Source organism: Arsenicicoccus cauae (assembly GCF_009707125.1).
GTDB lineage: Bacteria > Actinomycetota > Actinomycetes > Actinomycetales > Dermatophilaceae > Arsenicicoccus > Arsenicicoccus cauae.
Window position 1 is genome coordinate 1 of the sequence record NZ_WLVL01000042.1, and the last position, 25,830, is coordinate 25,830.

At 71.0% G+C, this 25,830-nt stretch carries 30 protein-coding genes and 1 pseudogene; 13 read left to right on the forward strand and 18 right to left on the reverse strand.

Annotated elements, in window-relative coordinates:
• Nucleotides 1-170: 170 nt before the first annotated feature.
• From GGG17_RS13805 to GGG17_RS13815, 3 genes are read right to left on the reverse strand one after another with little or no spacing between them, the layout of a single operon-like run.
• Nucleotides 171-701: a DUF1697 domain-containing protein gene (locus GGG17_RS13805; RefSeq protein ID WP_115923186.1), complete on the reverse strand. Its 531-nt coding sequence runs from the start codon at nucleotides 699-701 to the stop codon at nucleotides 171-173.
• Entirely contained in the window at nucleotides 698-1,408 is a 711-nt protein-coding gene (locus GGG17_RS13810; RefSeq protein WP_115923187.1) for an alpha/beta fold hydrolase, read from the reverse strand. The genes GGG17_RS13805 and GGG17_RS13810 overlap by 4 nt, the downstream gene beginning before the upstream one ends.
• Complete coding sequence (locus GGG17_RS13815) at nucleotides 1,405-2,559, reverse strand: alpha/beta fold hydrolase (protein ID WP_311966706.1); 1,155 nt, start codon at nucleotides 2,557-2,559, stop codon at nucleotides 1,405-1,407. Before GGG17_RS13815 ends, GGG17_RS13810 begins: the two co-directional genes overlap by 4 nt.
• Between GGG17_RS13815 and GGG17_RS13820 the strand changes: the two genes are divergently transcribed.
• On the forward strand, nucleotides 2,535-2,969 hold the full coding sequence (locus GGG17_RS13820) for a MarR family winged helix-turn-helix transcriptional regulator (protein WP_115923189.1): 435 nt from the start codon (nucleotides 2,535-2,537) through the stop codon (nucleotides 2,967-2,969). The genes GGG17_RS13815 and GGG17_RS13820 overlap by 25 nt on opposite strands.
• Before the next feature lies 1 nt (nucleotide 2,970).
• Here the strand turns inward: GGG17_RS13820 and GGG17_RS13825 are convergent, their stop codons facing one another.
• Both GGG17_RS13825 and GGG17_RS13830 read right to left on the reverse strand, forming a co-directional pair.
• Nucleotides 2,971-3,360, reverse strand: a complete 390-nt coding sequence (locus tag GGG17_RS13825) for an alpha/beta fold hydrolase (RefSeq protein ID WP_154594307.1) — start codon at nucleotides 3,358-3,360, stop codon at nucleotides 2,971-2,973.
• A 39-nt stretch (nucleotides 3,361-3,399) separates the two neighbouring features.
• On the reverse strand, nucleotides 3,400-4,281 hold the full coding sequence (locus GGG17_RS13830) for a fumarylacetoacetate hydrolase family protein (RefSeq protein ID WP_230083025.1): 882 nt from the start codon (nucleotides 4,279-4,281) through the stop codon (nucleotides 3,400-3,402).
• A 158-nt stretch (nucleotides 4,282-4,439) separates the two neighbouring features.
• Here GGG17_RS13830 and GGG17_RS13835 point away from each other — a divergent pair, with 158 nt between their 5' ends.
• The 4 genes from GGG17_RS13835 (at nucleotide 4,440) to GGG17_RS13845 (ending at nucleotide 7,959) form a co-directional block, all read left to right on the forward strand.
• The gene (locus GGG17_RS13835) at nucleotides 4,440-5,096 is read left to right on the forward strand and encodes a FadR/GntR family transcriptional regulator (protein WP_154594309.1); all 657 of its coding nucleotides are present in this window, start codon (nucleotides 4,440-4,442) and stop codon (nucleotides 5,094-5,096) included.
• Between the two features lie 113 nt (nucleotides 5,097-5,209).
• The gene (locus GGG17_RS17430; RefSeq protein ID WP_512698690.1) at nucleotides 5,210-5,683 is read left to right on the forward strand and encodes a DUF8821 family protein; all 474 of its coding nucleotides are present in this window, start codon (nucleotides 5,210-5,212) and stop codon (nucleotides 5,681-5,683) included.
• On the forward strand, nucleotides 5,625-6,875 hold the full coding sequence (locus GGG17_RS13840) for a hypothetical protein (RefSeq protein WP_154594310.1): 1,251 nt from the start codon (nucleotides 5,625-5,627) through the stop codon (nucleotides 6,873-6,875). The genes GGG17_RS17430 and GGG17_RS13840 overlap by 59 nt, the downstream gene beginning before the upstream one ends.
• A 127-nt stretch (nucleotides 6,876-7,002) precedes the next feature.
• Nucleotides 7,003-7,959, forward strand: coding sequence for a hypothetical protein (locus GGG17_RS13845; protein WP_154594311.1), 957 nt, complete (start codon nucleotides 7,003-7,005; stop codon nucleotides 7,957-7,959).
• A 57-nt stretch (nucleotides 7,960-8,016) separates the two neighbouring features.
• On the opposite strand, the gene GGG17_RS13850 is transcribed toward GGG17_RS13845, so the two are convergent.
• The 3 genes from GGG17_RS13850 to GGG17_RS13860 form a co-directional block, all read right to left on the reverse strand.
• On the reverse strand, nucleotides 8,017-8,508 hold the full coding sequence (locus GGG17_RS13850; RefSeq protein ID WP_154594312.1) for a GNAT family N-acetyltransferase: 492 nt from the start codon (nucleotides 8,506-8,508) through the stop codon (nucleotides 8,017-8,019).
• A 243-nt stretch (nucleotides 8,509-8,751) separates the two neighbouring features.
• The gene (locus GGG17_RS13855; RefSeq protein ID WP_230083026.1) at nucleotides 8,752-10,686 is read right to left on the reverse strand and encodes a pectate lyase-like domain-containing protein; all 1,935 of its coding nucleotides are present in this window, start codon (nucleotides 10,684-10,686) and stop codon (nucleotides 8,752-8,754) included.
• A 240-nt stretch (nucleotides 10,687-10,926) separates the two neighbouring features.
• Nucleotides 10,927-12,543 (reverse strand): molybdopterin-dependent oxidoreductase, encoded by a 1,617-nt coding sequence (locus tag GGG17_RS13860; protein WP_311966707.1) that lies wholly within the window; start codon nucleotides 12,541-12,543, stop codon nucleotides 10,927-10,929.
• A 66-nt stretch (nucleotides 12,544-12,609) separates the two neighbouring features.
• On the opposite strand from GGG17_RS13860, the gene GGG17_RS13865 reads away from it, so the two are divergent.
• The 4 genes from GGG17_RS13865 to GGG17_RS13880 all read left to right on the forward strand — a co-directional run bounded on the left by GGG17_RS13865 (nucleotide 12,610) and on the right by GGG17_RS13880 (nucleotide 15,842).
• Nucleotides 12,610-13,698 carry an alpha/beta fold hydrolase gene (locus GGG17_RS13865; protein WP_154594315.1) on the forward strand — a complete coding sequence of 363 codons (1,089 nt, stop codon included), beginning with the start codon at nucleotides 12,610-12,612 and terminating at the stop codon, nucleotides 13,696-13,698.
• Nucleotides 13,699-13,851: 153 nt separating this feature from the next.
• Nucleotides 13,852-14,214, forward strand: a complete 363-nt coding sequence (locus GGG17_RS13870; RefSeq protein ID WP_019286808.1) for a DsrE family protein — start codon at nucleotides 13,852-13,854, stop codon at nucleotides 14,212-14,214.
• A 391-nt stretch (nucleotides 14,215-14,605) separates the two neighbouring features.
• Entirely contained in the window at nucleotides 14,606-15,415 is an 810-nt protein-coding gene (locus tag GGG17_RS13875) for a helix-turn-helix domain-containing protein (protein WP_154594316.1), read from the forward strand.
• A 19-nt stretch (nucleotides 15,416-15,434) separates the two neighbouring features.
• Entirely contained in the window at nucleotides 15,435-15,842 is a 408-nt protein-coding gene (locus tag GGG17_RS13880; RefSeq protein WP_154594317.1) for a VOC family protein, read from the forward strand.
• A 41-nt stretch (nucleotides 15,843-15,883) separates the two neighbouring features.
• Here the strand turns inward: GGG17_RS13880 and GGG17_RS13885 are convergent, their stop codons facing one another.
• The gene (locus GGG17_RS13885) at nucleotides 15,884-16,921 is read right to left on the reverse strand and encodes an alcohol dehydrogenase catalytic domain-containing protein (RefSeq protein ID WP_311966708.1); all 1,038 of its coding nucleotides are present in this window, start codon (nucleotides 16,919-16,921) and stop codon (nucleotides 15,884-15,886) included.
• A gap of 136 nt (nucleotides 16,922-17,057) precedes the next feature.
• Here GGG17_RS13885 and GGG17_RS13890 point away from each other — a divergent pair, with 136 nt between their 5' ends.
• The 4 genes from GGG17_RS13890 to GGG17_RS13905 all read left to right on the forward strand — a co-directional run bounded on the left by GGG17_RS13890 (nucleotide 17,058) and on the right by GGG17_RS13905 (nucleotide 18,687).
• Complete coding sequence (locus tag GGG17_RS13890; protein WP_154594318.1) at nucleotides 17,058-17,588, forward strand: DUF1697 domain-containing protein; 531 nt, start codon at nucleotides 17,058-17,060, stop codon at nucleotides 17,586-17,588.
• Nucleotides 17,579-17,806 carry a hypothetical protein gene (locus GGG17_RS13895; protein ID WP_154594319.1) on the forward strand — a complete coding sequence of 76 codons (228 nt, stop codon included), beginning with the start codon at nucleotides 17,579-17,581 and terminating at the stop codon, nucleotides 17,804-17,806. Before GGG17_RS13890 ends, GGG17_RS13895 begins: the two co-directional genes overlap by 10 nt.
• Nucleotides 17,807-17,871: 65 nt before the next feature.
• Nucleotides 17,872-18,153 (forward strand): mycoredoxin, encoded by a 282-nt coding sequence (locus tag GGG17_RS13900; protein WP_154594320.1) that lies wholly within the window; start codon nucleotides 17,872-17,874, stop codon nucleotides 18,151-18,153.
• Between the two features lie 24 nt (nucleotides 18,154-18,177).
• Complete coding sequence (locus GGG17_RS13905; RefSeq protein WP_311966709.1) at nucleotides 18,178-18,687, forward strand: metallophosphoesterase family protein; 510 nt, start codon at nucleotides 18,178-18,180, stop codon at nucleotides 18,685-18,687.
• A gap of 82 nt (nucleotides 18,688-18,769) precedes the next feature.
• On the opposite strand, the gene GGG17_RS13910 is transcribed toward GGG17_RS13905, so the two are convergent.
• From GGG17_RS13910 to GGG17_RS13950, 9 genes and pseudogenes are all read right to left on the reverse strand, one after another.
• Complete coding sequence (locus GGG17_RS13910) at nucleotides 18,770-19,633, reverse strand: NAD(P)H-binding protein (protein ID WP_154594321.1); 864 nt, start codon at nucleotides 19,631-19,633, stop codon at nucleotides 18,770-18,772.
• Entirely contained in the window at nucleotides 19,626-20,018 is a 393-nt protein-coding gene (locus tag GGG17_RS13915) for a DUF2237 family protein (protein WP_154594322.1), read from the reverse strand. The genes GGG17_RS13910 and GGG17_RS13915 overlap by 8 nt, the downstream gene beginning before the upstream one ends.
• 288 nt (nucleotides 20,019-20,306) lie before the next feature.
• Nucleotides 20,307-21,113 (reverse strand): NAD-dependent epimerase/dehydratase family protein, encoded by an 807-nt coding sequence (locus GGG17_RS13920; RefSeq protein ID WP_154594323.1) that lies wholly within the window; start codon nucleotides 21,111-21,113, stop codon nucleotides 20,307-20,309.
• Nucleotides 21,110-21,601 (reverse strand): GNAT family N-acetyltransferase, encoded by a 492-nt coding sequence (locus GGG17_RS13925; protein ID WP_311966710.1) that lies wholly within the window; start codon nucleotides 21,599-21,601, stop codon nucleotides 21,110-21,112. Before GGG17_RS13925 ends, GGG17_RS13920 begins: the two co-directional genes overlap by 4 nt.
• Complete coding sequence (locus GGG17_RS13930) at nucleotides 21,598-22,458, reverse strand: FkbM family methyltransferase (protein WP_154594324.1); 861 nt, start codon at nucleotides 22,456-22,458, stop codon at nucleotides 21,598-21,600. Before GGG17_RS13930 ends, GGG17_RS13925 begins: the two co-directional genes overlap by 4 nt.
• A 51-nt stretch (nucleotides 22,459-22,509) precedes the next feature.
• Complete coding sequence (locus tag GGG17_RS13935; protein ID WP_311966711.1) at nucleotides 22,510-23,802, reverse strand: RNA polymerase sigma factor; 1,293 nt, start codon at nucleotides 23,800-23,802, stop codon at nucleotides 22,510-22,512.
• A gap of 4 nt (nucleotides 23,803-23,806) precedes the next feature.
• Entirely contained in the window at nucleotides 23,807-24,154 is a 348-nt protein-coding gene (locus GGG17_RS13940) for a YciI family protein (RefSeq protein WP_288798695.1), read from the reverse strand.
• Entirely contained in the window at nucleotides 24,151-24,513 is a 363-nt protein-coding gene (locus GGG17_RS13945; protein WP_154594325.1) for a YciI family protein, read from the reverse strand. The genes GGG17_RS13940 and GGG17_RS13945 overlap by 4 nt, the downstream gene beginning before the upstream one ends.
• Nucleotides 24,514-24,665: 152 nt before the next feature.
• Nucleotides 24,666-25,645 (reverse strand): annotated as a pseudogene (locus GGG17_RS13950) (ISL3 family transposase); the annotation flags it as partial.
• Nucleotides 25,646-25,830 lie beyond the last annotated feature (185 nt).

The window sequence follows — 25,830 nt, forward strand, 5'->3', positions numbered from 1 at the left end:
CATCAGCCAGCCGGTCACGCACCAACCGGACCGACCTGTCACGAATCTCATCGGGATACTTCCTCGGAGCGGGCATGTCTGCATCCTCTCGGCAGATCAGACCCTCCACCACACCCGGGGCGACTCATACAACTCGACTCGATTCACTGCCGGCATCCGCGATGGCGGCTTCAGTGGGTGCTGGCCGAAATTGTCGCGAGAAGCCGCTGCATCGTCGCTACGGTCCGCGTCGTGACCGGCACGGACAGCAGTTGCTCGAGGCACCCGGTGACGTTGCCTGCGGTCTGGCGCGGCTTCCAGCAGACGCTGTGGGCGCAGTCGGGCCCCATGGCGCGGATCTCTACGAGGCCATCTGGGCTTCGGAACGGTAAGCGGACAGTCGGGAACTGGCGCACGTCAAAGAACGAGATCATCGAGCGATAGACACCTTCCCCGGGATCTACCGGAGGCACATCCTCTACCGCGCGCCGAATTTGCTCCAGCGCCCGGATGACAACAGTTGGCTGATACCCGGTGGCCCGCAATCTGATGATCGCCGCGGCCGAGGCATTCTCCGGATCCATGGCCTCGAAAACGACCGTGCCGTTGCTTTGGAAGCTGCGGGCGACCGCCGGGCCGCCGAACGCCTCGACGAGTTCATCACCAGTGGGACTGCCTGGGTGGCCGAGGTTGACGTTGCGGAACAAGGCGACGGTGATCATGATGTGGCCAGCTCCATGGTGACGCACGCTGTCTCCGCCGGGTGGGTGATCATCGGCCAGTGGCCGGCGTCGAGCGTGCGGTAGCTCCATCCGAGCTTCTCCGCTGACACCTCGGCGACTGGAGGACTGGTCCGGAGGCAGCGAACGTACGCTACGGGCACGCCGGCTGCGCTCAGTGGCTCGTTGATCGCAGGTTGCGTGTAGGTGCCGATCGGCTGCGCGGTCAGATGCTGCTGCATCCACGCGAAGTCGGCGTCACCGATCCCGTTGTCCGGGTAGAGCTGGTCGAGCTGATCCCGGGAGAACCACGGGATCGCCCCGTCGTTGGCCAGGCTCGTCATGAACCCGGCGACCTCGGCCCCCATCACGTCGAACCACGACCTGCCCGGCTGCGGCAGAACGGCATCGATGAAGATGAGTCGGCGGATGCTCTGTGGTCGTCTTTCGAGCACTCCTGCCGCGACGTAGCCGGCGAATGAGTGAGCGACGAGAGTGGCATCCGCTTGGTCGCTGAGGGCTTCGTCGATGTCCTCGATCCAGTTATCCAGACTGACGGCGTTCGCGGGCGTCGCGTCATCGCCCGTCGTGCGTAGTTGCGGCGTTATGGTGTGGAATCCGTGGTCGTGCAGGATCGGTCTGACGCGTTCCCAGGCCCAAGGGCCAAGGCCGCTACCTCCGATGAGGACGATGGGGCTGCTTGCGGTCATGTGTCTGCTCCTATGCGGTTCATGAAGTCGGTCAGGTCGTCGACGAGCTCGGCGGGCGAATCGAGTGAGGCGACGTGGCCACCGCTGTCGTGTGAGTACCAGGCCACGAGGTTGTTCGCTCGGGACGACACCGAGCGGGCGGCGAAGTCGCCATGACCGAAAACGCTCACTGCGGTCGGCACGCCCCCGGCCGCGGCATCCACGTCCGGAGCGTCCATCGAATAGATCCGCATGCTGGTGCCGGCACTCGCTGTCAGCCAGTAGAGAGTCGCGTTGGCCACGATGAAGTCGGTTCCTAGGCCGAAGTCGTCCCCCAGTGGGGCCTGCCAAAGCTGGTACTTGTCAAGCTGCCAGGCGAGCAGCCCTACGGGAGAGTCCGACAACGCGAATGCCAGCGAGTCCGGTCGGCGACTCTGCAGCTGAAGGTATCCGCCGCCGTCGACGGCGAACCTCTGCAGCCTGCTCCAAGCAGGCTCGTCGTCCGCGCTCTCGGCCATGAAGCCTCGTAGCCCTGCGCTCACGTGGACACCGATAACCCGCTCGGGTTCGACTGCGGCGATGGCTCGAGCGACGACGGACCCCCAGTCCTGTCCATGGACGAGGAACCGGTGGTGGCCCATCGCCCGCATGGCATCAGCCAGTGCGCGCGCTGAGTCGGTGATCGACCAGGAACCTGGTGGCAAAGTCGAGGTGCCGAACCCGGGAAGGGAAGCAAGCACGATCTCGGAGGCGAGAGTCCGGAGAGGCTCGATCACACGGTGGAAGGCGAGGAAAGAGGTGGGCCAGCCGTGCAGAAGCAACATTGGCACGCACCCTGATCCGCGGACCCTGACGGCATGGACGCGGGTGCCCGCGATCCTGAAGTCGACGTGCTCACCCAATCCGTCGTGGCTCTTCTGCTGAAGCCAGTGGTCCCACTCAGTCGCATAGTGCTCCACGATCGACGGCGCAAGACCGCGCGCCCCCTCGCCCAACGATGGCAGCACCGGCCACCGCGTCTGACTCAAGCGGCTACGGAGCGACTCGAAACCCGCATCGGCCCCGAGTGCACCCACGAGAAGTTGGTAGCATGCTGTCACATTGCCAACCCTAGGCACATGACAGTCTGCTGTCAAAGGAGAGTTGCGTGAACCCCGACGCCGACGCGGCACTGCATGCCATCTTCGAGGTCAACCGGCTCCTGCGCGACGCCGGGGAGCGAGTGTCCGCGGCGGCAAGTCAAACACATTCCCGGCGCATGGTCCTCCAAGCCGGCGATCGCGCCACCGTCCCGGACATCGCCCGCCGGCTCGGGCTCCAGCGGCAGAGCGTTCAGCGCGTCGCCGACGAACTCGTAGCAGACGGTCTTGCGCGCTACGAGGACAACCCACGCCACCAGCGGTCCCGACTCCTCGTCACGACGGCAGCCGGAAAGAGCGCACTCGCGGCGATCCAGAGCGCTCACCGCGCGTGGGTCGCGGAAGTGGTAGCCACAGTCGGCGAGCTCGACTGGGAACGCCTCAACGGTGACCTTGGCCGCATCGCGCAGGCCGTTGGGCACCACGCACGGCAGCCTGGCTAAGTCACGGCATGCACGGCCAAGCATATGTGCTGGCGTCTGGTGGTGTCGACTCTCGCCAACATGCTGACCCGATGGATCCTCGTCGGTGCTCGAACTCGCCTACAACTGGTGTCGAACGGAACCTCCCAAGCCAGACCACGTCAGCCGGCCCGCAGTCGAGCTCCCCGAGCACGGCTGCAAGGTCGTCGGCGTGGGATTCGATGCTGATGTCGGCCGCGAGCTCTGACCGACCGGCGCCGGCGCTGTCGACACGGATGACCGTGTGGTTGTCCTGCAGCGCGTCGGCCTGCACCTGGTAGAAGTTCGAGGTGCCACCCAGACCATGGACCATGAGAACGGCCGGTCCGCTGCCGCTGATCTCGACAGCCAGTTCGTGTCCGTTGATGTTCATTGTGTTCCAGCTCCTTCGGGTTGGGGCATGTCTGAGGGCTCAGGCCACGCTGTTGCGCTGGGAGCCAAGCCCGGTGATGGAGGCCTCGACGACGTCGCCGCTGGTCATGAACTTTGGTGGCTCGAAACCGATCCCGACCCCGGCCGGCGTGCCGGTCGCGATGATGTCTCCCGGTTGGAGGGTGATGCCCGCCGAGATCGTCTCGATGAGGGTGGGGATGTCGAAGATGAGGTCAGCCACGGTGGCGGACTGCCGCATCTCACCATTGACGAAGCTCTCCACGCGGAGGGTGGTCGGGTCCGGGATCTCGTCTGCGGTCACCGCCAGTGGCCCCATGGGGCAGTGGGTGTCAAGGGACTTCCCGATCAACCACTGCTTGTGCTTGCGCTGCAGGTCGCGGGCGGTGAAGTCGTCGATGATCGTGTAACCCCACACGTGCTCCGCTGCTTGCTCTCGCGAGATGCCGCGTCCGCCCACGCCGATGATGACGCCCAGCTCAGCCTCGTAGTCCAGCTCTGAGGTGACCCCGGGGTGGGGGTCGATGTCGTCGTAGGGTCCGGTGACCGAGCTGGGAGCCTTGGAGAACACCACCGGAAATTCGGGGATGGCCTCGGAACGGTCGGGGGAGTCGTAGCCAGATCGTCCGAACTCGACCACGTGCTCCCGGTAGTTCTTGCCGACGCAGAAGATGTTTCGCCGGGGCACCGGGATGGGTGCGAGCACCCGGACCGACGAGACGGCTGTCGAGGGCAGGTCTGCCGGTTGGGCGAGCTGCGGGGCCAGCGTCGACCAGTGCTCGATGAGGTCGACGAGATCGGCTCCCCCCGGCAGCGTGTCGGTGAGGTCATGGACGACGGCGGTGTCACCCTCCCCCGTGACCAGACCGACTCGACGGACCGAGTCCCCGTGGGTGAAGGTCATGAACTTCATGCTGCTCCAATCGAGACCATTACGACCAATATAGACCATCTCCAGAGTAGGCGGCTCGTCCTCTGCCGTCTACCCCTGGATCCACGCGGGTATCGTCACGACCGCGCTGGCCTATTGGTCTGAATTGGTTCATCGGGTTAGACTTGGGCATGCTCAGCCCGGATCGCGCGTTGCGTGCCCTCGTCGAGGACGGGATCTCCCGTGGTGAGCTGGCGCCTGGTTCCAAGCTGCCGACGGAGCGTGAGCTCGTTGCGACGCTGCAGCTGCCGCGAAGTGCTGTCCGCCGTGCGCTGTCCCGCCTCGAGCAGGAGGGGATGGTGGTGCGCGAGGTGGGCCGGGGGACCTTCTTGCGGGAGGGCTACGTGGCGGAGGGGGTGGCCAGGGACGCCAGTCCGGCGGACATCATGCAGGCGCGCATGGTCCTCGAGCCCTCCGTCGCAGTCCTCGCGGCGCATGCGGCGACCCAGGCGGACCTGGCCCGCATCGCCAGCTTCGCCGATCAAGGAGGCAGGTCGGCGGACTTCGACAGCTTCGAGACGTGGGACAGCAAGTTTCATCGGGCGATCGGCGAGGCGACGCACAACGGTCTGGTCCTGGCCATGTTCGACGTCATCAACGCTGGTCGCGCGCTCCCCGTGTGGGGAAGCCTCAAACGGCGCACCTCCACACCGGAGCGACGACGCTGCTATCACCAGCAGCACGTCAGCATCCTCGAGGCCCTCAACGACCGTGACCCTGCTGGGGCCGAGCGCGCGATGCGCGCTCACCTGAAGTCCGTCACGGACAACCTGATCGGCAACGCCTGACCGCGGTCGCGCGGTGATGCGTTCAGGGCCCCGTCGGGACTTCCACCGGCACACTGGAAGCATCCACCCCGACTCGAGGAGCCTGCGTGAGTCAACGCGTCGATTTCACGAACGTGTCCGCCCAGGGCCTGGAGTCCTCCGCGGTCAGCGATGCGCTCGCCGGGCTGAGGGCGAACGAGGCGCGTTACTTCCACACGAAGTACGGGCACGAGTTCACGGTCAGCGAGGCCGACGACGCCCCCGACACCGTCGCGTGGGTGGCAGGCATCCTCGAGGATGAGCGCGGCATCGTCATCGCCTCGCGCCCGCTGCAGGTGGCCGTCTGCGACGTCGACGGATCCACTGGGCGCATGTCTTCTACGAGTCCGTGCTCTGGACCGTCGAGCCGGGCGGGAAGCGCGCGGTGGGCTTCAAGCTGTCGATTCCTGACGAGTGTCAGGGTTGGATGCGCCCAAAGACCGTCCTCTCCCTGGCCATCGCGACTACGGTCAGCGAGGGTGGGACACGCCTGCACGGACGGGGGAGCACATGGATCACGAGATCGACCTGGTGAGCGACGGCGATGGCGTGGCAGTCATCGGAGATGAGGCTGCCGTCGAGCGCTTCTTGGCCGCGGAAGGTCTGGAGTCCAGGGACCTCGGGCTGCCGCGGCTCACGAGCGCCCTCGCAACCGGGGGAGCTGCCAGTCAGATGACCTCCGTCATCGCCGCCAATTCCGGGCGTTGGGTGAAGCTGACGCCAGACTCCGCCAAGGCGCTGCACACCTTCGAGGCCATGCGGGGCTCTAGCGCTGGCGTTAGTCGAGCCGTTCTCACACAAGAGGGCAAGATCAAGCAGATCTTGGAGTTCACGACGGGCCCCGGAGCACTGCTGGCCAACCCGGCTGTGCTGGCGGGAGCCGCCGGCATCATGGCCCAGCTGGCGATGCAGCAGACCATGGACGAGATCACTGACTACCTCGCGACGATCGACGAAAAGGTCGATGACATCCTGCGCGGGCAGACGGACGCGGTTGTGGCGCGCATGATCGGCGCCGGCCTCGTGATCCAGGAAGCCATGACGATCCGGGAGCACGGTGGTCGCGTCAACGAGGTCACGTGGTCCAAGGTGCAGGCCGTGCCGGGCACGATCGCCGAGACCCAGGCTTACGCCTTGCGCCAGCTGGATGGGATCGCTGAAAGGCTGGAGCGCAAGAAGGCCGTTGGCGACCTGGCCAAGACGGCGCGCGACGCCGAGTCGGCCGTGCGCGAGTGGCTCGCCGTGCTGGCCCGGTGCTTCCAGCTGCAAGACGCGATCTCCGTCCTCGAGCTGGATCGAGTGCTCGCAGCAGCCCCGGACGACCTGGAGGCACACCGACTCGGCATTCACGCAGCACGTGAAGACCGGCGCACGCTCATCGCCCAGAGCACCGAGCGACTGATCGCACGCATGGACATGGCCGCAAACCTGGCCAACAGCAAGGTCCTCTTGCACCCGGCGGCCTCAGGTGCCGTGGTTCGGTCGAGCAATGCGGTCGCCGCCACGGTCAACGACTTTCACGAGCTGCTCGGCGTCCAGGGGGACAGGCAATCCCTTGAGGCCAGGCGATGGAGCGACGCTGCATCGCAGGTACGTGACCGGGCACTCGAGTCAGGTGCGGAAGGCGTCGATGCCGCCCGGCGCCGCGGTGACGAGGCGTTCACTCGAGCGCGGCTGATCGGCGGCCGGGTCTCGCGCGCGGTTGTCGAGCGCGCACCCCGCCGGCGCGACGCCGACAAGGATGCCGATGACAAGTCCTGAGCGGTGGGCACCCTCGGCGGCGCACAAACCGCTAGACGGTGGGGCCCATCGGCCCCTGCTCGGCCGCCTCGCCGGGCTGGGATGGTTCACCCAGATGGGAGAACCCGCAGCGACCCAGGCCGTGTGGATGCTGCTCGACGATCCCCTCCTGCGACAGGCGATGGTCGAGTACCTGGGGCGACGAACCCAGGTCGATCTCACTGGCGTCGAGTGGTTCGTGCCGGAGGTTGTGCATCTGGATCGTGCTCGCCCGGATCTGGAGGGGATGCAGGTGGTCGAGGGCGAAGCCGTTCCCCGGGTAGTCGTCGAGATGAAGTTCGGAGCGGGTCTCGGCACCGAGCAGATCGTGGCCTATCTGCGCAACCAAGACGCCCGGCTTGGGAGCTCCCCTGGCGCCATCGTCCTTCTGGTTCCGCGACAGAGACGCGCCGAGGCGGAGCGTGTGCTCGCCGCCAGCCTCGACCTGTGGAAGGGCGGTCTCGTCGACAGGGACGTGGGCCATGCGGTGGTGACCTGGGACGAGTGGCTCGATGTCTGGGACGACGCTGCTGCGACAGTGCCCTGGGGACCGCAGTCGATAGCCGCTGACGTGGCCCAGCTACGTGCCATGTGCGCCAGCCTGTCCGGCAATTTCATCGCCCCTTTCTCTGGTCCCGATCTCGTGGGTTGGCGCGAGCGCGAGGGCGACCTGCAACAGTTGGTGAGGGAGGTCACCAGGGGCTTGACGGATCCCAGCTCGCGTCTCTTGCCCGCGCGGGACATGGGCGCATTCTGGGGGAGATATGTCTATGTCTGGCCGGGCCGCGATAGTTACTACGCTGTGGCCGTCGTTCCGAGGCTTGCCGCCGTGGGTGGTACACCCCTCTGGGTCTTGTTCCACCAACAAACGGATCTGTTCCACCTCATCCGCGCTCGGATCCTGAGCAGCGTCGCTGGGAGTAATGCTCGGCAAGATGACGGATCTCTGTGGCTCCCTCTGACCGTGCCTGAAGGTGTGGCTGGGGTCGAGCTGATCGAGTCAGTGACAGCGCAGGTCAGAGAGATCGTCGCCGTCGCGACCCAGCCTGACGACGACGTGGGATAGCACTGGCCACAGGTGGCCTGGGTCCTGCGCGCCCGATGATTGACGCGACCCACGTTGTCAGGCCGGGCCGGCTGAACCCGTCCACCGGATCTCGCCGTCGATCATCACGTCCGTGGGAACGAGACCGAGGTGTGTGGCGACACGTGAAGATGCCTCGTGGTCGGGGTGGATGTGGGCGACGAGGTGGTGCACGCCGCGCCGTGCCAGCTCCTTGACCATGAGGCGGGCGGCGCCGGTGGCGTGGCCGCGGCCTTGCCAGGGCGTCCCGATCACCCAGGAGATCTCGGCGGTGTCGCCGTCGACCGGCACCGTCGCCTGCACGTAGCCCACCGGCCGTTGGTCGGGGCCTGCCAGCACGATCCAGTTGAGCCACTGCTCGGAGCCGTCCGCCGAGCGTCCTACGACCTGCCGGGAATAGCGGGCGGCCAGCTCCTCGCGGGTGGGCGGCTCGCCGCCCGTGAACAGATGGAGCGACGGGTCCGCGAGGACCTCGACCGTGGCGTCGGCGTCCGCGACGCGCAGCGACCGCAGGGACAGGGCGGGCGGCATACGGCCAGTTGATCGGCACCCCGCGAGGTCCGCAACCCCGATCCCCGCCGGACACAGTCTCTCGGCCGATCGTCAGGAGCCTGGACCGATCCCGTCAACGCGCCTGACGCTACGAAAATCGATGGCCCGACGCCACGCTCACGCACCGCTCCCACCCCTCACGCCTCGCGACCACGGACGCCGTGCGACAGCACGTCGGCGCCCCGACCCCCGAGAGGAGGGTCGGGGCGCCGCACGGAGCGGTCAGCGCGTCGCGACGGGGTGGCTGACGACCGTCGAGGGCCCGGGGTTCGTGGCGTCGACCGGGGCGCCGACGCCGTTGACCACGGAGTCGATACCGCCGTCGCCGTCGAGCCACCTCGTGAGCAGGTGGTTGAGGCGCACGCCCGGCCTGGTCGGCGCGACGAAGGCCGTGCTCAGGTGGATGCCCTGGTGCTGGTTGAAGAAGCTGTAGCTGCCCATGCCCCAGCCCTCGAAGGACCGCACGTCGGACGTGACCTGGAACGCGGGGTAGCCCTTGAAGGTGGGGGTCATCATCCAGGCCGACTGGGAGGGCACGTCGTACGGCTTCTCGTTCTGGAAGAAGTAGACGCGACCGCGATCGCCGTTCCAGACCACCTCCGTGCGCAGGAAGTGCTCGACGAACAGGCCGTATGCCGTGACGTCGTCCCCGTTGACGACGACGCCGTGGTCAGCGGGGTTGACCGTCCAGCCGACACCCTCGCCGTGGTCGGCGCGCCAGGCCCAGATGTTGTCGAGGATGACGTTGGAGGCGTCGACGGTCATCGCCGTCGTCGTGGACCCGGCCGCCGCGCCACCCACGCGCAGGAACACGTCCGACACGAGGGTCGGTGTGTCCCCGGACCCGCCGGACCGGCGCGTGGAGCCCGCGTCGCCGTGCGCGTCACCGACCTGGAGGATGGTCTTCGAGCGCTTCGCGCCCGCGTCGAGCATGACTCCGCTGATCGTCACCCCCGGCACGGAGGCGGTCGCGAGCACCGGCTGCCCGGTCCGCTGCGACAGGGCGGGCAGGCCCAGGCCCAGCACGACCGTGCCGGGGCGACTCACCCTGATGGTCTGCTGCAGGAAGTAGGTGCCCGGGGTGAGCAGCAGGTGCTTCCCTTCGCGCAGTGCCTTGTTGATGGCGGGCACCGTCGAGGACGGGGTCGCGATGACGAACTGGTCCAGCGGGATCACTCGTCCCGAGGTCGCGGACGGGCCGGCGCTGTCCGTGCGGACGCCCGGCACGAGGACGCCGCGGGTGCCGTCCGGCTGGGTCACCAGCCGCGGGGTCTCTCGCACGACGGGGGTGCGGTCGATCGTCGTGTAGGGGCCGGGGGCGGTGCTCGGGAAGGTCGACGCGGGCGCGCCGGGCGACCCGACGAACATCTGGTTCCAGACGCCGTTGCTCCACCCCGGCAGCGCGGTGTTGCGGACGAAGAACTGCTGCTGGGAGCCGTTGACGACGGGCGGGCCGGTCAGGGTCGAGTTCGCGATGAAGCCGCCGCTCGCGTACTGCGGCCCGGCGGTGCAGTAGTCCATGAGCGTGGTGCGGCCGTTGATGACGACGTCGCGCATCGGCGCGGCCTGCGAGACCGCCCAGAACTCGGTGTCCTTGCGGCAGCCCTCGCCGCCGGCGACGTCGATCGTGAGGTTGGACAGGGAGCGCCAGAAGTTGTTGAGCGCGATGCACCCGTTGACGTCGCACTGGTTGTAGACGTTGATCGAGCCGTGGACGACGACCTCTGCGGGAGTGCGCCCCAGCCCGGCGACCTGCGTGCCATAGCCGACCTGGACGACGAGCGGGTTCGCGGCGGAGCCGTAGGTGCCGGGCTCGAAGACGATGGCGTACCGCTGCGGCCCGAAGTGGTTGGGGACCTGTCGCTGCGCCACCGTGTCGAACACGCTCCGGATCTGCTCGACGCTCATCGTCGGCTTCATCACGAGCACGTTCGGCCCGAGCTGCGGGTCGGCGTAGGCGCGCAGGTCGACGGCCGCAGCCGCCAGCGCGGCCGGGGCTGCGCCAGTCAGCTGGGCGGGGACGCTGGAGCGGTGGGCGGGGTTCGCGGCATACGTGATCGCACCCGCAGGCGCGGTCACCGCCCCCGAGAGGGCGATGGTCACGGCGGCTGCGCCGATCGCTCGACGGGCTCGGGGACGGGTGGTGGGGGTTCGCATCATGACTCCTTCGTGATGAGGCGGGGGGGGGGACGTGCGTGCGCCCATTCCCTCACGAAGCGCTCCCCGGTGGGGCGATGGGCGCGGACGGGCCCCTGCCTCGCCGTGGTGCTCGCCCCGCTCGCGAGGATGCGGTGGTGGCCATGACGGGGACGTTGTTCGTGCGTCTCGCCGCCTGCTCGGACCTGACGGGGTCGACGACCGGTTGCGTTTGGACGAGCCGTGCCCGGGGCGGGTCGGTCAGGAGACCGTGACGGTGATGGTGTGGTGGCCGGTCGCGCCGTTCGGCGCCGGCGGGGCGAGCTCTGCGGTCTGCGGCTGCCCGGTCGCGTCGATCGCTCGTATGCCGATCGTGTGCCGCCCCGACGTGGCCGGCCACTCGTAGACCCACTGGCGCCAGGCGTCGGACGTGGCGTCCGCGCCGAGCCGGGCGTCGACCCAGGGGCCGCCGTCGACCTGCACCTGCACGCCCGCGATCCCGCGGTGCTGCGCCCACGCGACGCCCGCCACGGCGACGGTGCCGGCGGCCACGGTCGCCCCGTCGCGGGGGACGTCGATGCGGGACTGGGTCTTGACCGGACCGAGCGCCGACCAGCCGCGTGGTGTCCAGTAGCCCTGGTCCGCCGCGAAGGTCGTGACCTTGAGCTCGGTCACCCACTTCGTAGCGCTGACGTAGCCGTAGAGGCCAGGCACGACCAGGCGCACGGGGAAGCCGTGCTCGGGCAGCAGGGGCTGGCCGTTCTGCGCGACGACGAGCAGGGCGTTCCGGTCGTCGGTCAGGGCCTCCAGCGGGGTGCCGGCGGTGAAACCGTCGACGCTGGTGGACAGCACCATGTCAGCGCCGTCGCGAACCCCGGCCTCGCGCAACAGCTCTCGCACGGGCCACCCCGTCCAGACGGCGTTGCCGTTGAGGGTGCCACCCACCTCGTTGGAGACGCACATCAGCGTGACCATCGACTCCTGCATGGGCTTGGCCAGCAGGGTCGGCCAGTCGAGGGTGATCTCGCGGTCGACCAGGCCGGTCACGCGTAGGGACCAGGTGGCGGGGTCGACCTGCGGGACGACCAGCGCCGTGTCGATGCGGTAGAAGTCGGCGTTGGGCACGACGAACGGCGTGACGCCGGCGATGCCCAGGTCAGCGCCCGCCGGCACGACCACCGGCGTGGCGACCCTCGGCACGACGAACGCCGCCCGGGCCGCCGCCCCGGCTCGCGCGCTGCCCGCCACGAGGCGACCGACGGCCACCGCCGCGGCCCCTCCGACGATGGCGGCGATGCCCGAGCCCACCAGGACCCGACGCGAGACCGTGCCCGGCGTGGTCCCGGTCCGGGAGGCGGAGCCGGCGACCCCCGTGCCGACGACGCCGGTGCCGACGCCGCCTGCCGACCATCGCGAGAGCGCCCACATCCCGGCAAGGCCGCCGAGCAGCAGCGGGACCAGGTCGGTGACGGCGGCGTGCGGGCGGGACAGCACGGCCGCCAGGGCGACGCCCACGAGCAGCGCGAGGGCGACCAGGGCGCCCCGCACGGTGCGGACCGCCACGAGCCCGACGCCGCAGGCGAGCACGACGAGGGTGACCACGATCCCGGCATACAGCACGATCTTGTCGCTCGTGCCGAAGGTCGTCACCGCGAAGTCTTTGAGCCACGGGGGAGTCCGGTCGACGAAGGCACCCCCCACCGCGTCGATCGGGGACGGCGTCCCGCCCGTCCAGGCGGCTCGCTGGGCGACGCCGGCCAGCACCTCGGCGACGCCGACGGTCACCGCCCCTGCGGCCAGCCCGACGAGCGCCCCACGGGCGGCCGGGCCGACCCGGTCGCCCGGCCGGTCCGGTGCCGCACCGCGGTTCAGGCTCACCCTGACGACGGTACGCCCCCGGCTGTGGTCCTGGGCGGCACGGACGACGGCGGCTAGCATCGCCCCATGAGGAACGAGGGTTCTCGCGACAGCCCTCAGCGAGTGCGGTTCTGCCGATCGTCCGACGGGTCGACGATCGCCTACGCCGTCCACGGCGCGGGGCCACCGCTGGTCCTCGACAGCTGCTGGCTGAGCCACCTCGAGTTCGACTGGCAGTCGCCCGTATGGCGCCACTACCTCGTCGAGCTGGGGCGCACGCGCACGGTGGTGCGGTTCGACGAGCGCGGGCACGGGTTGTCCGACCGCGAGGTCACCGACTTCGGGCTCGAGCGGCGCATCGAGGACCTCGTCGCGGTGGTGGAGGATGCGGGGCTGGAGCGGTTCGCGCTGATGGCGATGGCGCAGGGCGGCCCGGTGGCGCTGCACTACGCGGCGCGGCATCCCGAGCGAGTGACGCACCTGGTGTGCGCCAGCACCTACGCCGGCGCCCTGCGCCACGTCACCGACGACGACCGCGAGCTGGAGGCGGCCTTCGAGGCGATGATCCGCGCGGGCTGGGACCGCCGCGACCCCGTCTTTCGCCGGGTCTTCACGTCGATGATGATCCCGGACGCGACCGAGGAGCAGATGCGCTGGCTCGACGACCTGCAACGCCGCGCGGTGAGCGCGCGCACGGCCTACGAGTCCCGCCGGCAGCGGGGTCAGGCCGATGCGACCGACCTGCTGGCGACCCTCGCCGTCCCGACCCTGGTGGTGCACTCGCGGCACGAGCGGATGAACGACGTCGAGCACTCGCGGATCCTCGCCCGCGGGATCCCGGGCGCCCGACTGGTGCTGCTCGACAGCCGCAACCACATCCTGCTCGAGGACGAGCCGGCCTGGCCGGTGTTCCTCCGCGAGGTGTCGGCCTTTCTCGCGGAGGGCGCGGACGGTGGTGTCGCGCCGGCGGTCTCGGCGCGCGAGCTGCTCACCCCGCGCGAGGGCGAGGTGCTGGCGCTCGCGGCGCAGGGGCTCGACAACGCCGGCATCGGCGCCACCCTGTCGCTCAGCGTCCGCACCGTCGAGCGGCACCTCCAGAACGCCTATGCCCGCCTCGGCGTCGGCGGCCCCACGGCACGCGCGGCCGCCGTGGCGCAGTGGGTCCGCGAGGGCTGAGCGAGCACGAGCGGGCGGGGCGGGCGGGGGCGACTACGCGCGGGCTGGGCGCGCGGCCTCGCGTTGGGTGGCGGCACCGATGCGATCCCGTGGCGTGCCGGCCTAGCGTCGGCTTGTCGGGCCGAGCAGCGGCCCCACCACGAGGAGCGCACCATGAGCAAGGCAGCCATCAGCCTGACCACCGGCCTGGAGGACCCGGAGCGCGTCACCGTCGCGTTCCTCGTCGCCGTCGGCGCCGCGGAGTCGGGCCGAGAGACCACGATGTTCCTCACCAAGGAGGCCGTGCGCCTCGCCGTCGACGGGGTCGCCCGGGGGGTCGCCTGCGACGGGTGCCCGCCCCTGCCGACCCTGCTCTCGCGGTATGCCGCCGCGGGCGGCACCATGATCGTCTGCGGGATCTGCGTGGACGCCAAGGGGCTCGACCCGTCGACCTTCCTCGACAACGCCCGCAAGGGTGGGTCCGTCCAGCTGTGGGAGTGGATCGGCGACGAGGGGGCCACGACCTTCAGCTACTGAGACTCGGGGCGGCAGGCGCCGTCGCGCGGGACATCACCCGCGATCCGCCCGATGACCGGGGGGTGAGCGGCCCGTCCGCGGGACTCGCTGATCACGCTCGCCGACGCTCGCTTCTCCGTGAGCGACATCTCCCACCTCGAGTCGGGTCGGCCCTCATCGCCGCCCTCGCGGCCCGCCACCCGGCCGTCGAGCAGCTGACCGCGGACCTGGAGGCTGGCCTCGCCCGGCTCCACGACCCCGCCATGGAGGGGCCGGCCGCCTGGACCCTCGGCAACATGGCCTTCGCCCGCGGCCGCGTCGTGCGGGCGGTTCGTCATCCCGGGTCCGCCCTCGCACCCGCATGCTGCCGCCACCCTCGACGGGCCGTCCTGCACGTGCCAGCCTGGACGCCATGCAGCACGACCGGCGGGTGCACCCCGCTCTGGCGGGCCTGGTCCACCGGATGTCGGGCTATGACCTGCGCCTCGACCCGCGCGCGGTGCACCACGGTGTGCCCGGCCCGAGCGCGACCGTCATCATCAGCTTCGACGAGCCGCTCGACGTGACCTGGTGCGACCAGCCCGACGCGCGTTCGCGGCAGTGGCTGCTCGCCTCCGGGCTCCACACCCGCCCGGCGCTGATCCGCACCCACGGCGTGCAGCACGGCATCCAGCTGGACCTCACGCCGGCCGGCTGCCGTGCGCTGCTGGGGGTGCCGGCCGCGGCGATCGCCCGCGGTCTCGTCGCCCACGCCGACCTGCCCACGGGCATCCCCCACGACCTGCACGAGCGGCTGGCGGGGCTGGATCGGTGGGGGTGGGACGCGCGGTTCGCCCTGCTCGAGGAGCATCTGCTGCAGGTTGCCGCACGTGAACGGTCCGTCGTGCCAGACGATCTCGCGCACGCGTGGCGGCTGCTCGACCGCCGGGGCGGGCGGGTGACGGTGTCCGGCCTCGCGTCCGAGGTGGGCTGGTCGCGGCGCCACCTGGTCACCCGCTTCACCGGCGAGTTCGGGCTGCCGCCGCAGGAGGTCCGGCAGCTCCACAGGTTCGGTGCGGCGATGCGCCTCGCGCGCGCCGGGCAGCCGTGGGTCGAGGTCGCCGCCCGCGCGGGGTATGCCGACCAGGCCCACCTCAGCCGCGAGTTCCGTGCACTCGCCGGGCAGACGCCCACGCAGTGGCGGTCCGAGGTGTTCCCCATCGTTCAAGACGATCCGGCGTGAGCCGCAGGAGGCTGGAGCCATGACCACACCAACCCTGTTCCACAGCATCCACTTCGACGACGCCGACGCGGGCCTGACCTTCCTGCGGGCGCTGGGCTTCGACGAGCGCGCGGTCCACCGCGACCCCGACGACCCGAGCACGGTCGCGCACGCCGAGCTCGCCTGGGGCGCTGCCGGTGGCGTCATGTGCGGCTCCGCGGGGCGGGCCGTCCCATCCGGCAGCGACTACCAGCGGCGCGTCGGCGTCGCCACCTGCTATCTTGTCGTCCCCACCGACGAGCAGGTCGACGAGGTCCACGAGCGCGCGCTCGCGGCGGGCGGCACCTCGATCATGGCGCCGTCGGACCAGGACTACGGCGGCCGATCGGCCTCGGTCGCCGACCCCGAGGGCAACCAGTACTCCATCGGGTCCTACGCGGGGGCGTGAGGGCGGGCCGGGGCCGTGCAGCCGTGCCAGGCCCGGGCGCGTCAGCGGCGGGGATCGATGATCGTGATGCCGGCGGGCGCGGCCGTGTCCATCGCGGGCAGCAGCCGCGCCGCGTCCGCCAGGCCGACGACCCGCTCGACCAGGTCCTGCGGTCGCAGCGCACCGCCCTCGATCAGCGCCAGCATCCCGGGGTAGTCCGCGGCCGCCATGCCGTGGCTGCCGAGCAGGTCGAGCTCCCAGGCGATCACGCGGTCCATGGGGAGGCGCGGATGGCCGTCCACGGGCGGCAGCAGACCGACCTGCACGTGTCGCCCGCGTCGGCGCAGGCTGAGCACGGCGCTCGCGGCGGTCTGCTCGCTGCCCACCGCGTCGACGCTGACGTGCGCCCCGCCGGTCAGGGCCTGCACCTCGGCGGGGACGTCCACCCCGGTCTCGCTGAGGACCGTGCTGGTCGCGCCCATCGCGGCGGCGCGCTCGAGCGCCCCGACCGACCGGTCCACCGCGACGACCCGCGCCCCGAGCGCGCTCGCGACCATGACCGCGCTGAGCCCGACGCCCCCGGCCCCAACGACGCACACCCACTCGCCGGGCTGCACGTCGGCACGAGCGGTGAGGGCGCGGTAGGCCGTCGCGAACCGGCAGCCCAGGCTGGCCGCCGCCTCGGTCGTGACGCCGTCGGGGATGGCGACGAGATTGGTGTCGGCGGCGTGCAGCACCACCCGCTCGGCAAAGGATCCCCAGTGCGTGAATCCGGGCTGCTCCTGCGCGGGGCACACCTGCGCCTGACCGGTGAGGCACCAGTCGCAGCGTCCGCACCCGCACACGAAGGGCACCGTCACGCGATCGCCGACCCGCCAGCGCGAGACGCCCGTGCCGACGACGCTGACCACGCCGGCCAGCTCGTGCCCTGGCACGTGGGGCAGCGCGACGTCGTCGTGCCCGGCCCAGGCGTGCCAGTCGCTGCGGCACAGTCCCGTGGCGTGCACGTCGACGATCACCCCGCCCGCGGGCGGCGCGGGGTCGGCCACCTCCCGCACCTGCAGCGGCCCGGCCAGCTCGTCCATCACGACAGCACGCACGCTCGCTCCTCTCGACTGCCCGCGAGTCTAGGTGCCCGCCCGTCGAGCCCGCCCTCCCGCCTCCCAACGGGTGGGTGGGCGCCTCTCGACGGGGTGGGCGGGGGCGTCTCGGCGGGTGGTGGGGGAGGATGGCGTCATGAGCACCTGGATCGGCTTCCTGCGGGCGATCAACCTCGCCGGCAAGCGGACGTTCTCGCCCCAGCAGATCGTCGCGTGCCTGGAGGCGGCGGGGTTCACCGACGTCGCCACCCACATCAACACCGGCAACGTGCGCCTCACCACGACGACGCGCTCGCGCGACAAGGTCGTCGCCGCGATGGAGCGAGCATTCCTGGACGACCGGGGATTCGAGGTGCCGGTGGCGCTGCTGACGCCGGCGGAGGTCCGCGCGGTGGCAGACGAGCTGGACGAGGTCGGCGAGGGGCACGAGGGCAGGCACTACGTGTCCTTCCTGCCGCAGGAGCCGTCCGCGGAGGTGGTCACTGCGCTGCACGCCCTCGAGGCTCCCGGCGAGCGGGTCGTGCCCCGTGGGCGGGCCGTGCACCTGCTGCTCGGCCCCGACTACCACCGGTCGCGACTCACCAACACGGCCGTCGAGCGCGTCGCAGGGATGGCCACCAACCGCAACCGCACCGTGGTCGAGGCCATCGCGGCCAAGTGGTGCTGAGACGGGTCCCCGGATGGGGCAGCTACTTCGCGCCGGAGTGCGAGGGCGCCGCCGCCCTGTGGGCCCAGGGCGCCAACGGCTGGTCCGAGGTGTGGAGCGGCCAGGACACGCCGACCTGCGCGACCCTGCGGTCCAGGGCGCCGGGCATGCCCACCTCGATCGTCGACAGGTGCGTGGGTGACGCAGGCAAGGCAGAGCCCTGGCGTCCGACGCGCTGATCGGCTCGAGCCGGGGCGGGGCGCGGCTGCGGAATCGCCCGGCCCGCCCCGGTGTTGGGGAGGGCATGAACGTGAGCGAGATCCTCCCCCCCGGCGTCGCCCTGCCGCCGGCCGGCACCATCACGATGTTCTCCACCACCTGGTGCGGCTACTGCCGCCGCCTCAAGGGCGACCTCGACCGCGCCGGGATCGGCTACACGGAGGTCAACATCGAGGACTCGTCCGCCAGCGCCGAGCTGGTCGAGACCATCAACCACGGCAACCAGACGGTGCCGACCGTGCTCTTTCCCGACGGCAGCTCGGCCACCAATCCCTCGTTGGCCGAGGTCCGTTCGCGGCTCGGCTGAGTCTGCCGTGACGTCGACCTCGCCGTGGTCAGCCGTCTGACGCGGCTGCTGGTGGTCGCGGACACGCACGCGCCCCGGCGCTGGAAGTCCGTGCCGCCCAGGCTCGTTCCCCTGCTGGAGGGGGCGGACGTCGTGCTGCACGCGGGTGACGTGTGCGTGCCGGCGGTGCTCGACGAGCTGTCGGCGTTCGCGCCCGTCCGGGTCGTCCTCGGCAACAACGACGGCCCGGAGGTCGCCTCGTGGGGAGGCGGTGTCCCGGAGACGCTGTCGCTCGAGGTCGACGGCGTCCGCCTCGCGATGATCCACGACGCCGGTCCCCGGCAGGGGCGAGGGCGGCGGATGCGGCGGCGGTTCCCGGAGGCCGACGTGGTCGTCTACGGCCACTCCCACATCCCCATGGACCTCGTGGAGGACGGGACGCATCTGTTCAACCCCGGGTCGCCGACCGACAAGAGGCGGCAGCCGCGGCACACGGCCGGGATCCTCGAGATCGCCGCAGGCGAGCTCGTCCGCCACGAGATCGTGGCCCTCTGAGGCTGAGGCGTCATTGCGCTTGGCGCGCGTCATCGGGTGAGTCCGCTGCTCGTCGACGAGCAGCAGACTCACCCGATCCGGGTCAGACGGTGAGGCCGAGCCCGGTCAGCAGGGCGCGGTAGCCCTCGCGATAGGTCGGGTGCTGCAGCGTGAAGCCGGTCGACCGTAGACGCGCGTTGGACAGGCAGCGACCCTCGGCCACGGATCGACCAGGTGTGCTGACCGACCACGAGATCCCCAGCAACGCAGCGACATACGCGCTCAGCTCGCCGCTGGTGCAGGGCTCGTCGTCGGTGACGACGTAGAGCGGGTCCGGCGCCTCGGGGCGGGTCAGGAGGTGGACGACGGCGGCCGCCGCGTCGTGCCGGTGCAGCCGGTTGGTCCACCGGTGCGGGTGCGGGTCCTCGCCGCGGCGCACCTGCGCGACGATGCGGGGCTCGCGGTCGCCGTACAGGCCGCTGAGCCGGGCCACCGTGCCGTGCGGCACCGCCTCCCGGAACGCCGACTCAGCCTCGAGCAGCACCCGCGACGTCGCGCGTGACGGCTCCGGCGTGGTGGCCTCGTCCACAAGACCGGTGGCGTCGCCATACACCCCGGTCGAGGACACGAGCACCGCCCGGCGAGGTGACCGGCCCGCCCGGCAGGCTGCCTCGAGGGCACGGGACATCCCCTCGACGTAGGTGCGCCGGTAGCCGGCCTCGTCGCGCTCGTCCGCGGTCAGGCAGACCACGAGCAGGTCGGCGGACAGGTCCGGCAGGGGAGCCCGGGGGTCGGTGATGTCGGCGGAGAGGCCGGTCAGCGGAGGCGGCACCAGGTCGGCGTGGCGACGCACCGCGCGCACGTCGACGCCGGCCGACGCGAGGCGCAGCCCGATCCGGGACCCGAGGTCGCCGCACCCGACGAGCGTGGCGGTCGCCCGCGCGCCCCCGTCGGGGGCGTCACCCATCGAGCGAGCTGGTGTCGTCCGGCACGTCGACGGCGTAGCCGCGCAGCACCTCCAGCGGCACGATCCCCAGCACCGCCTGGTTGGTCGCGGCGAGCCGCACCGGCGCCGCCGCGCCCGCCTCGTGCGCCATCAGCCAGTTGCGCGCCGTCACGCACCAGGTGTCGCCCGGCCGCAGCCCCGAGAAGCCGTACTGCGGGCGTGGCGTCGACAGGTCGTTGCCGATCGACCGCTGGTGCGCCAGGAACTCGACGGTGACGACCGCGCAGATCGAGTGGTGCCCCAGGTCCTCGGGGCCGATGGTGCAGGTCGCGTCGCGATAGAACCCGGTCACGGGGTCCTGCCCGCACTCGTCGAGCGGACCGCCGAGGACGTTGAGCTGGGTCATGGGGCCAGTATGCCGGGGCCCGACGGTCGGTGGGGCCTGGGCCCGACGCCGGGTCACCGTCAGGAGGGGTTCCCGGGCGCGGGGTCCTCTGCCACCCTGGTCACGGGAGGCGAGGGCCTGACGGAGGACGACCCGACCTGGTCGACACACCCGTTGACGCCCGCGCGGTTCGAGGACTTCGCTTCCTGCACCTCCGCAAGGGATAGCGCACTCAGCGCCCCGCAAACCCTCACGATCCTCGGGGGTGCCCGGGAGGTATGGCGCGCCCCGAGGGCACGGCGGGGCGCGTCAGGAGTTGAGCGGCCAGTCGTCGCGCACCGGGGCGCCGCCCTCGACCACGTCCTCCGGCTCGTCGGTGCGCTCGGTCCACGAGTCCTGCGGCCGGTAGCCGAGCTCGAGCATCGTGTTGGTGAGGTCCCAGCGACGGTTGGGGTTGTCCGAGATCGCGTAGTAGAGCCCGAACCTCACCTCGGCCTCGATCGCGCGGCGGAAGACCTGCTCGCAGTCGTCCTCGCTGAGCCACATGGCGTGGAGCACGTCCTCGTCCGCCTCGAACGGGTCCTCGGACATCCAGCCGATCCGCAACGCGATGACGTCGAGGCCGTGCTCGTCGTGGTAGAAGCGCCCGAGCGTCTCGCCGAACACCTTGGACACGCCGTAGAGCGAGTCGGGGCGCGGCAGCTGGTGGGGGTAGACGGGCCACTGCTCGAGCCGGTCGTACATCCCCATCGCGTGGTTGGACGACGCGTAGACCACGCGGCGCACCCCGGCCTGGCGGGCGGCCTCCAGCACGTTGCGGTAGCCCACGATGTTGGCGGCGAGCACGTCGTCCCAGTCGGACTCGGGGGAAGCCGAACCCGCGAGGTGCAGGACGGTGTCGACGCCCTGCATGAGGGGCAGGACCTCGTCGAGGTCCTCGAGGTCGGCGCGCTGCAGCACGCGCTCCTGCTCGTCGTTCCTGGGGGTGCGGCCGTGCTGCACGACCTCGTAGTCGTCGCGCAGGCGGTCGGCCAGCAGCAGCCCGATGCCACCGGTCGCGCCGGTGATGAGGATCCGTCGTTTGGTCTGGGTGGTGTCGGTGTCGGTGTCGGTCATGGCTCCATCATCGCCCGCAGGTCGGCCCGCATGGCGGGAAAGGCGGTCACGCAGAAGCCTGCTCGTTCGTAGAGCTGCCGCCCGTCAGCGGTCGCCATCAGCTCCGCGCGGGCCACGCCGGTCTCGCGGGCCCAGGCCATCACCGCGTCGAACGCCGCGCTGCCGTGCCCCTGTCCGCGGGCGTCCGGCAGCGTGCAGACGTTGCTGACCAGCACGTCCCCGCCGTCCGGCACCCCCGGTGACGGGGCGGCGTCGCGTCGCGCCCCCATCGCGCACGCCACGACGCCGCCCCGCACCTCCACCACCACGATCCGGTATGCCGGATCGGCCAGCCGCTCGACGAACCACCGTCTCGCGGCCGCCCGCCACCGCGGGTCGTCCGCGGCCACCCCCATGGCCTCGAACATGCTCCCGCGCAGCGTCACGAGAGCCTCGACGTCCGCCGCGGCGGCAGGGCGCACCAGGCGGTCGGTCGTGGGCTCGGTCACGACGCTCGGTAGCGCGACTCGGTCGACGGGTCCAGCGCGCGCCGGCGCACCAGCTCCCTTATGGCGTGCAGCGCCACCCCACGCTGGTCGTAGACGACGTGCGCGACCAGCGCCAGGTGGCGCAGCTGCTCGTCGTCGAGCAGGTCGAGGCGCGTGAGGTCTCGGACGTACAGGACGTCGGCCTCGACGAGCTGGCGGGCGAGTCCCTCGTCGGCGTCGGCCCACTGCACGGGAGCCAGGGGCCAGGTCTTGGTCGACACGAATCCCTGCGGCACGAAACCCTGCTCGCGCAGCTCGAGGTCGATGTCGGCGAAGGTCGGCTGGTCGCGGTAGAGGCGGTGGAAGCCCACCTCCACCTGGATGCTCGTGGCGCGGGCCAGCGTCTCGCGGCCGCCGCGAAAGACCATGAGCTCGGCGCCCTGGACGTCGATCTTGAGGTGGTCGAGCAGCTCGATCTCCCGGACGTCGTCGAGACGGGTCGTGGTGAGCGGGATACGGTCGACCACCGTTGCCAGCCGGGGGAAGTCGACGAGCAGCTCCAGCTGGGCGGGGTCGGGCTCGTAGAGGCTGGAGAAGCCCGAGGAGGCGCACAGGTGCAGGGTGTGGGTGCCGCCGTCACCGATGGCATAGGGCAGGTAGCGCTCGTGATCGCTTGCGGCGGAACGCAGCCGGGCCAGCGCCGCGGGCTGCGGCTCGAATCCCGTGATCCGGCAGGCAGGCTCGCGCAGCAGCGCCAGGTAGGGCGGCTCGTCCTCGAGCGGGTTGGCCCCGACGTCGACGACCTCCGTGAGCCGCGCGGGCCCGAGCAGGTCTGCGAGGCGGTCGGACTCGCGTCGTGGGGGGATCGTCCCGGGCATGCTGCTCCTCGTGTCGCGCCGACGGTCCGTCGACCCTAGAGGTGGTGGCCGTCACGGTGGGGGTTGTCCCGTGAGGTGGTCGAGGGCGGCGCGCCGGCCGCGCAGGTGCTCGAGCTCGGCCTCGTTGCGGCACAAGGAGATCGCTGCATCGTATGCCGTCCTCGCCGCCGCCACGCGTCCGGCCCGGGTCAGGAGCTCGGCGCGCACGGCCTCCAGGCGGTGGCTGCTCCGGCGGGGTATGTGCTGCAGCGCAGCCAGGCCGGACTCATGACCGAACGCCTCGGCCACCGCCACGGCGCGGGCCAGCTCGACGCTCGGGCCGGGCTGCAGGCCCACCAGGAGGTCGTAGTGCGCGACGACCCGGTCCCACCGCGTGTCCTCGGCGCGGGGCGCCGACGCATGCTCGGCGGCGACCCGCGCCTGCAGGAGGTACGACAGGGCCTGCGGGGGGAGGTCGGACCGCAGCACGGGCGAGGCGAGCAGGGCCACCCCCTCGGCGATCTCGTCGTGGTGCCAGCGCCGCCGGTCCTGGTCGGCGAGCAGCACGAGGTGTCCGGCGTCATCCGTGCGGGCATCCCTGCGCGAGTGCTGGAGCAGGACGAGGGCGAGCAGGGCGGTGAGGGTGGGGTCATCGGGCTGCAGCGCCAGCACCGCACGGACGAGCTGCACCGCCTCGCCGGCCAGGTCCACGCGCAGCGGATCCGGGCCGCTGCCCGGCGCGTACCCCGCGGTGAAGGCCAGGTAGGCGGTCTGAGCCACCGTGGACAGCCGGCTCGGCAGCTCGTCGGACCCCGGCACGGCGAAGGGGATCCTGGCCGTGACGATCTTCTTCTTGGCGCGGGTCAGGCGTGCCGCCATCGTGGCCTCGGGCACGAGGAAGAGCCGGGCGATGTCGTGCGTGCTGACCCCCACCACCAGGCGCAGGGCCAAGGCGCTCGCCGCCTCCGGCGCGAGCGCCGGGTGGGTGCACATGAGGACGAGCCGCAGCCGGTCGTCCTCGACGAGGCCGCCGGGGTCGGCCATGGCGCCACCTGCGCCGGCGGTTCGCGCGACGTCGGTGGCGAGCAACGGCATACGACGGTTGTGCATGGCCTCGGCCCGCAACCGGTCCAGGACGCGGCGCGCTGCCGCGGTGTGCAGCCAGGCTGCCGGGTTGTCGGGAGCTCCGTCGGCCGGCCACCGTCTCGCCGCCGCCTCGACCGCGTCGGCGAGGGAGTCCTCGACCAGGTCGAGTCGCCGGAAGCGCGCGAGGAGCAGGGAGATCAGGCGCCCCCACTCCTCGCGCACCACGTCGGCGAGCAGCGCCGCTGCCGCCTCACCGTCCGGCGGGACGCCGCTCGCCACCACGTCAGCCGAGCTCGATGGTCGGACGGATCTCCGTGGCGTAGGACCGCGGCAGCAGAGCGACCGCCGCGATGACCGCGTCGAGGTCAGGCAGCTCGACGTCGTAGTAGCCGGCGATCATCTCCGCCGTCTCCGCGAACGGACCATCGGTCACCACGACGTGCTCGCCGTCGTGGCGGACGGTCGTGGCCGTGTCGGCGTCCGCGAGGGGCGCCGAGCTCACGCGGCGGCCGCGCGCATCGACGGCGGCCTCGAAGGCGGCGTGCGCGTCGGCATACTCCTGCTGCTCCTCCGGCGTCGCCGACGCCCAGGTCGCCGGGTCATAGGCGATGAGCACGAGATAGCGCGTCACGACGGGCGATCCGTGGGATCGACGTTCGGGCGGACCTCGATCCCGTCCCCGGTCGCGGCGATGATCTGGCAGCACTCGAGGAGCCCGTCGAGGTCGTCCGTGGCGATCTGGTAGTAACCGCCGACCTGCTCGGCCGTCTCGGCGAACGGCCCCTCGGTGACCGGGCCACCACCGGCCGGGATCGAGCGGGCCTCGGACAGGCGGGTCAGCTCGCCGCCGCCGAGGATGCGGTGGCCGCCCGCGGCCAGGGCCTCGTTGAACCTCGCGTACTGCGCGTAACCGTCCTTGCGTTGCTGCAGGCTCATCGAGGTCCACCACCGGTCGGGGTCTCCCTTGATGAGCACGGTGTAGTCAGCCATGGAACGTCCTCTCGGGTTGCGGGCCGCACGGCGCGACCTCACCACTGTGACGGCCGGGCGTGCCAGAGATCGACAGCCGTCCGGGGGGAAATCTCGCCGAGTGTCCCGTGTGAGACCCCCGCCGCTGCGGGTACGTGCACGGTCAAGCCCACCATGCCCCAGGTCGCTTCGACCTCGACATGCTCCTCGGGCGCGAACAGCGTCACGAGGCGCGCGCGTTGCCGGTCGGTGAGCAACGACTCTCCGGTCAGCAGGGTCCGCCGAGCCCGATAGAGCGGGTCGTTCTTGAGGCCGCGGTGACCGTGGAGTTCTTGCTGCACCCGGCGCCGGCACACGTCGACGGCCTCGCCGATCAATCGGACGACGTGGAAGGGGTCCATCACCGCGGTCGCGGTGGGCAGCTCCTCGGCGGCGGCGGTCTTGAAGCCGCTGAACCCGTCCATCGCCACCACCTCCACCTTCTCCCGCCACGCTGCTGGGCGGTGCGCGAGCCAGGTCTTGAACGCGGCCTTGGAGCGGCCTTCGACCATGTCCAACAGGCGTGCCGGGCCCGTGCCGTCGCGGATCGGGGTGAGATCGATGATCACGGTGACGTACTTGTCGCCACGCCGGGTGTGCCGCCACACGTGCTCGTCCACGCCGATCACGGCCGCGCCCTCGAACCGGGCCGGGTCGGCGATCAGGACCCGGCGCCCCTCGGCCAGGACGGCCTTGTTGGCGATGTTCCACGCGACGCCAAGAGCCTCGGCGCCCGGGCGACGGTCAGGTGCTGGACGACCAGGCCGGTCAGTGCCCAAGACAGACCGGACCGGGAGATCTTCGCCCGAGGGTCCGCCGCCTTGCTCGTGTCCTGGCGCCACACGTGCCCGCAGCCGCCGCACCGGTAGCAGCGCACCGTCACCAACAGCGTGGTGGGTCGCCACCCGAACGGCTCGTGCGCCAGCTCCCGGGTCACGCTGTCACGGGCAATGCCCTCGCAACCGCAGCGTCGGCACCAGCGGTCATCTTCGACAACCCGGCACGCCAGCACCGCCCGGTCGGGCGCGAGGCGTTGCTCAGTCACCACCAGCCCGAGCTCATCGAGGCGCGCGAACGTCGTCAGGTCGGGGCAATCGAAGGTAGCGTCAGCCATGTCGAGGTCCTCCGGATGGGCAGCGTGAGAACTTCCATCCTCAGGGGACCTCGACCCCTACCCGGCCACCGACTCGCCGACCTGACGTACACCCTCATTTGTGATGAGCCCGTTATGGACGGCCGACGACCCCGCGAGAGCAGGCCTTGGGATCTCGCGAGCCCCGCAACTCGCAGTCATGCCTA

Coding starts and splice junctions, on each gene's coding strand:
- GGG17_RS13855 (WP_230083026.1), bottom strand. CDS start 10,686: ATGCGAACCCCCACCACCCGTCCCCGAGCCCGTCGAGCGATCGGCGCA.
- GGG17_RS13850 (WP_154594312.1), bottom strand. CDS start 8,508: ATGCCGCCCGCCCTGTCCCTGCGGTCGCTGCGCGTCGCGGACGCCGAC.
- GGG17_RS13910 (WP_154594321.1), bottom strand. CDS start 19,633: ATGGGTGACGCCCCCGACGGGGGCGCGCGGGCGACCGCCACGCTCGTC.
- GGG17_RS13920 (WP_154594323.1), bottom strand. CDS start 21,113: ATGACCGACACCGACACCGACACCACCCAGACCAAACGACGGATCCTC.
- GGG17_RS13900 (WP_154594320.1), top strand. CDS start 17,872: ATGAACGTGAGCGAGATCCTCCCCCCCGGCGTCGCCCTGCCGCCGGCC.
- GGG17_RS13870 (WP_019286808.1), top strand. CDS start 13,852: ATGAGCAAGGCAGCCATCAGCCTGACCACCGGCCTGGAGGACCCGGAG.
- GGG17_RS13810 (WP_115923187.1), bottom strand. CDS start 1,408: ATGACCGCAAGCAGCCCCATCGTCCTCATCGGAGGTAGCGGCCTTGGC.
- GGG17_RS13825 (WP_154594307.1), bottom strand. CDS start 3,360: ATGAACATCAACGGACACGAACTGGCTGTCGAGATCAGCGGCAGCGGA.
- GGG17_RS13840 (WP_154594310.1), top strand. CDS start 5,625: ATGGATCACGAGATCGACCTGGTGAGCGACGGCGATGGCGTGGCAGTC.
- GGG17_RS13915 (WP_154594322.1), bottom strand. CDS start 20,018: ATGACCCAGCTCAACGTCCTCGGCGGTCCGCTCGACGAGTGCGGGCAG.
- GGG17_RS13930 (WP_154594324.1), bottom strand. CDS start 22,458: ATGCCCGGGACGATCCCCCCACGACGCGAGTCCGACCGCCTCGCAGAC.
- GGG17_RS13875 (WP_154594316.1), top strand. CDS start 14,606: ATGCAGCACGACCGGCGGGTGCACCCCGCTCTGGCGGGCCTGGTCCAC.
- GGG17_RS13835 (WP_154594309.1), top strand. CDS start 4,440: ATGCTCAGCCCGGATCGCGCGTTGCGTGCCCTCGTCGAGGACGGGATC.
- GGG17_RS13865 (WP_154594315.1), top strand. CDS start 12,610: ATGAGGAACGAGGGTTCTCGCGACAGCCCTCAGCGAGTGCGGTTCTGC.
- GGG17_RS13945 (WP_154594325.1), bottom strand. CDS start 24,513: ATGGCTGACTACACCGTGCTCATCAAGGGAGACCCCGACCGGTGGTGG.
- GGG17_RS13890 (WP_154594318.1), top strand. CDS start 17,058: ATGAGCACCTGGATCGGCTTCCTGCGGGCGATCAACCTCGCCGGCAAG.
- GGG17_RS13805 (WP_115923186.1), bottom strand. CDS start 701: ATGATCACCGTCGCCTTGTTCCGCAACGTCAACCTCGGCCACCCAGGC.
- GGG17_RS13880 (WP_154594317.1), top strand. CDS start 15,435: ATGACCACACCAACCCTGTTCCACAGCATCCACTTCGACGACGCCGAC.
- GGG17_RS13830 (WP_230083025.1), bottom strand. CDS start 4,281: ATGACCTTCACCCACGGGGACTCGGTCCGTCGAGTCGGTCTGGTCACG.
- GGG17_RS13845 (WP_154594311.1), top strand. CDS start 7,003: ATGCTGCTCGACGATCCCCTCCTGCGACAGGCGATGGTCGAGTACCTG.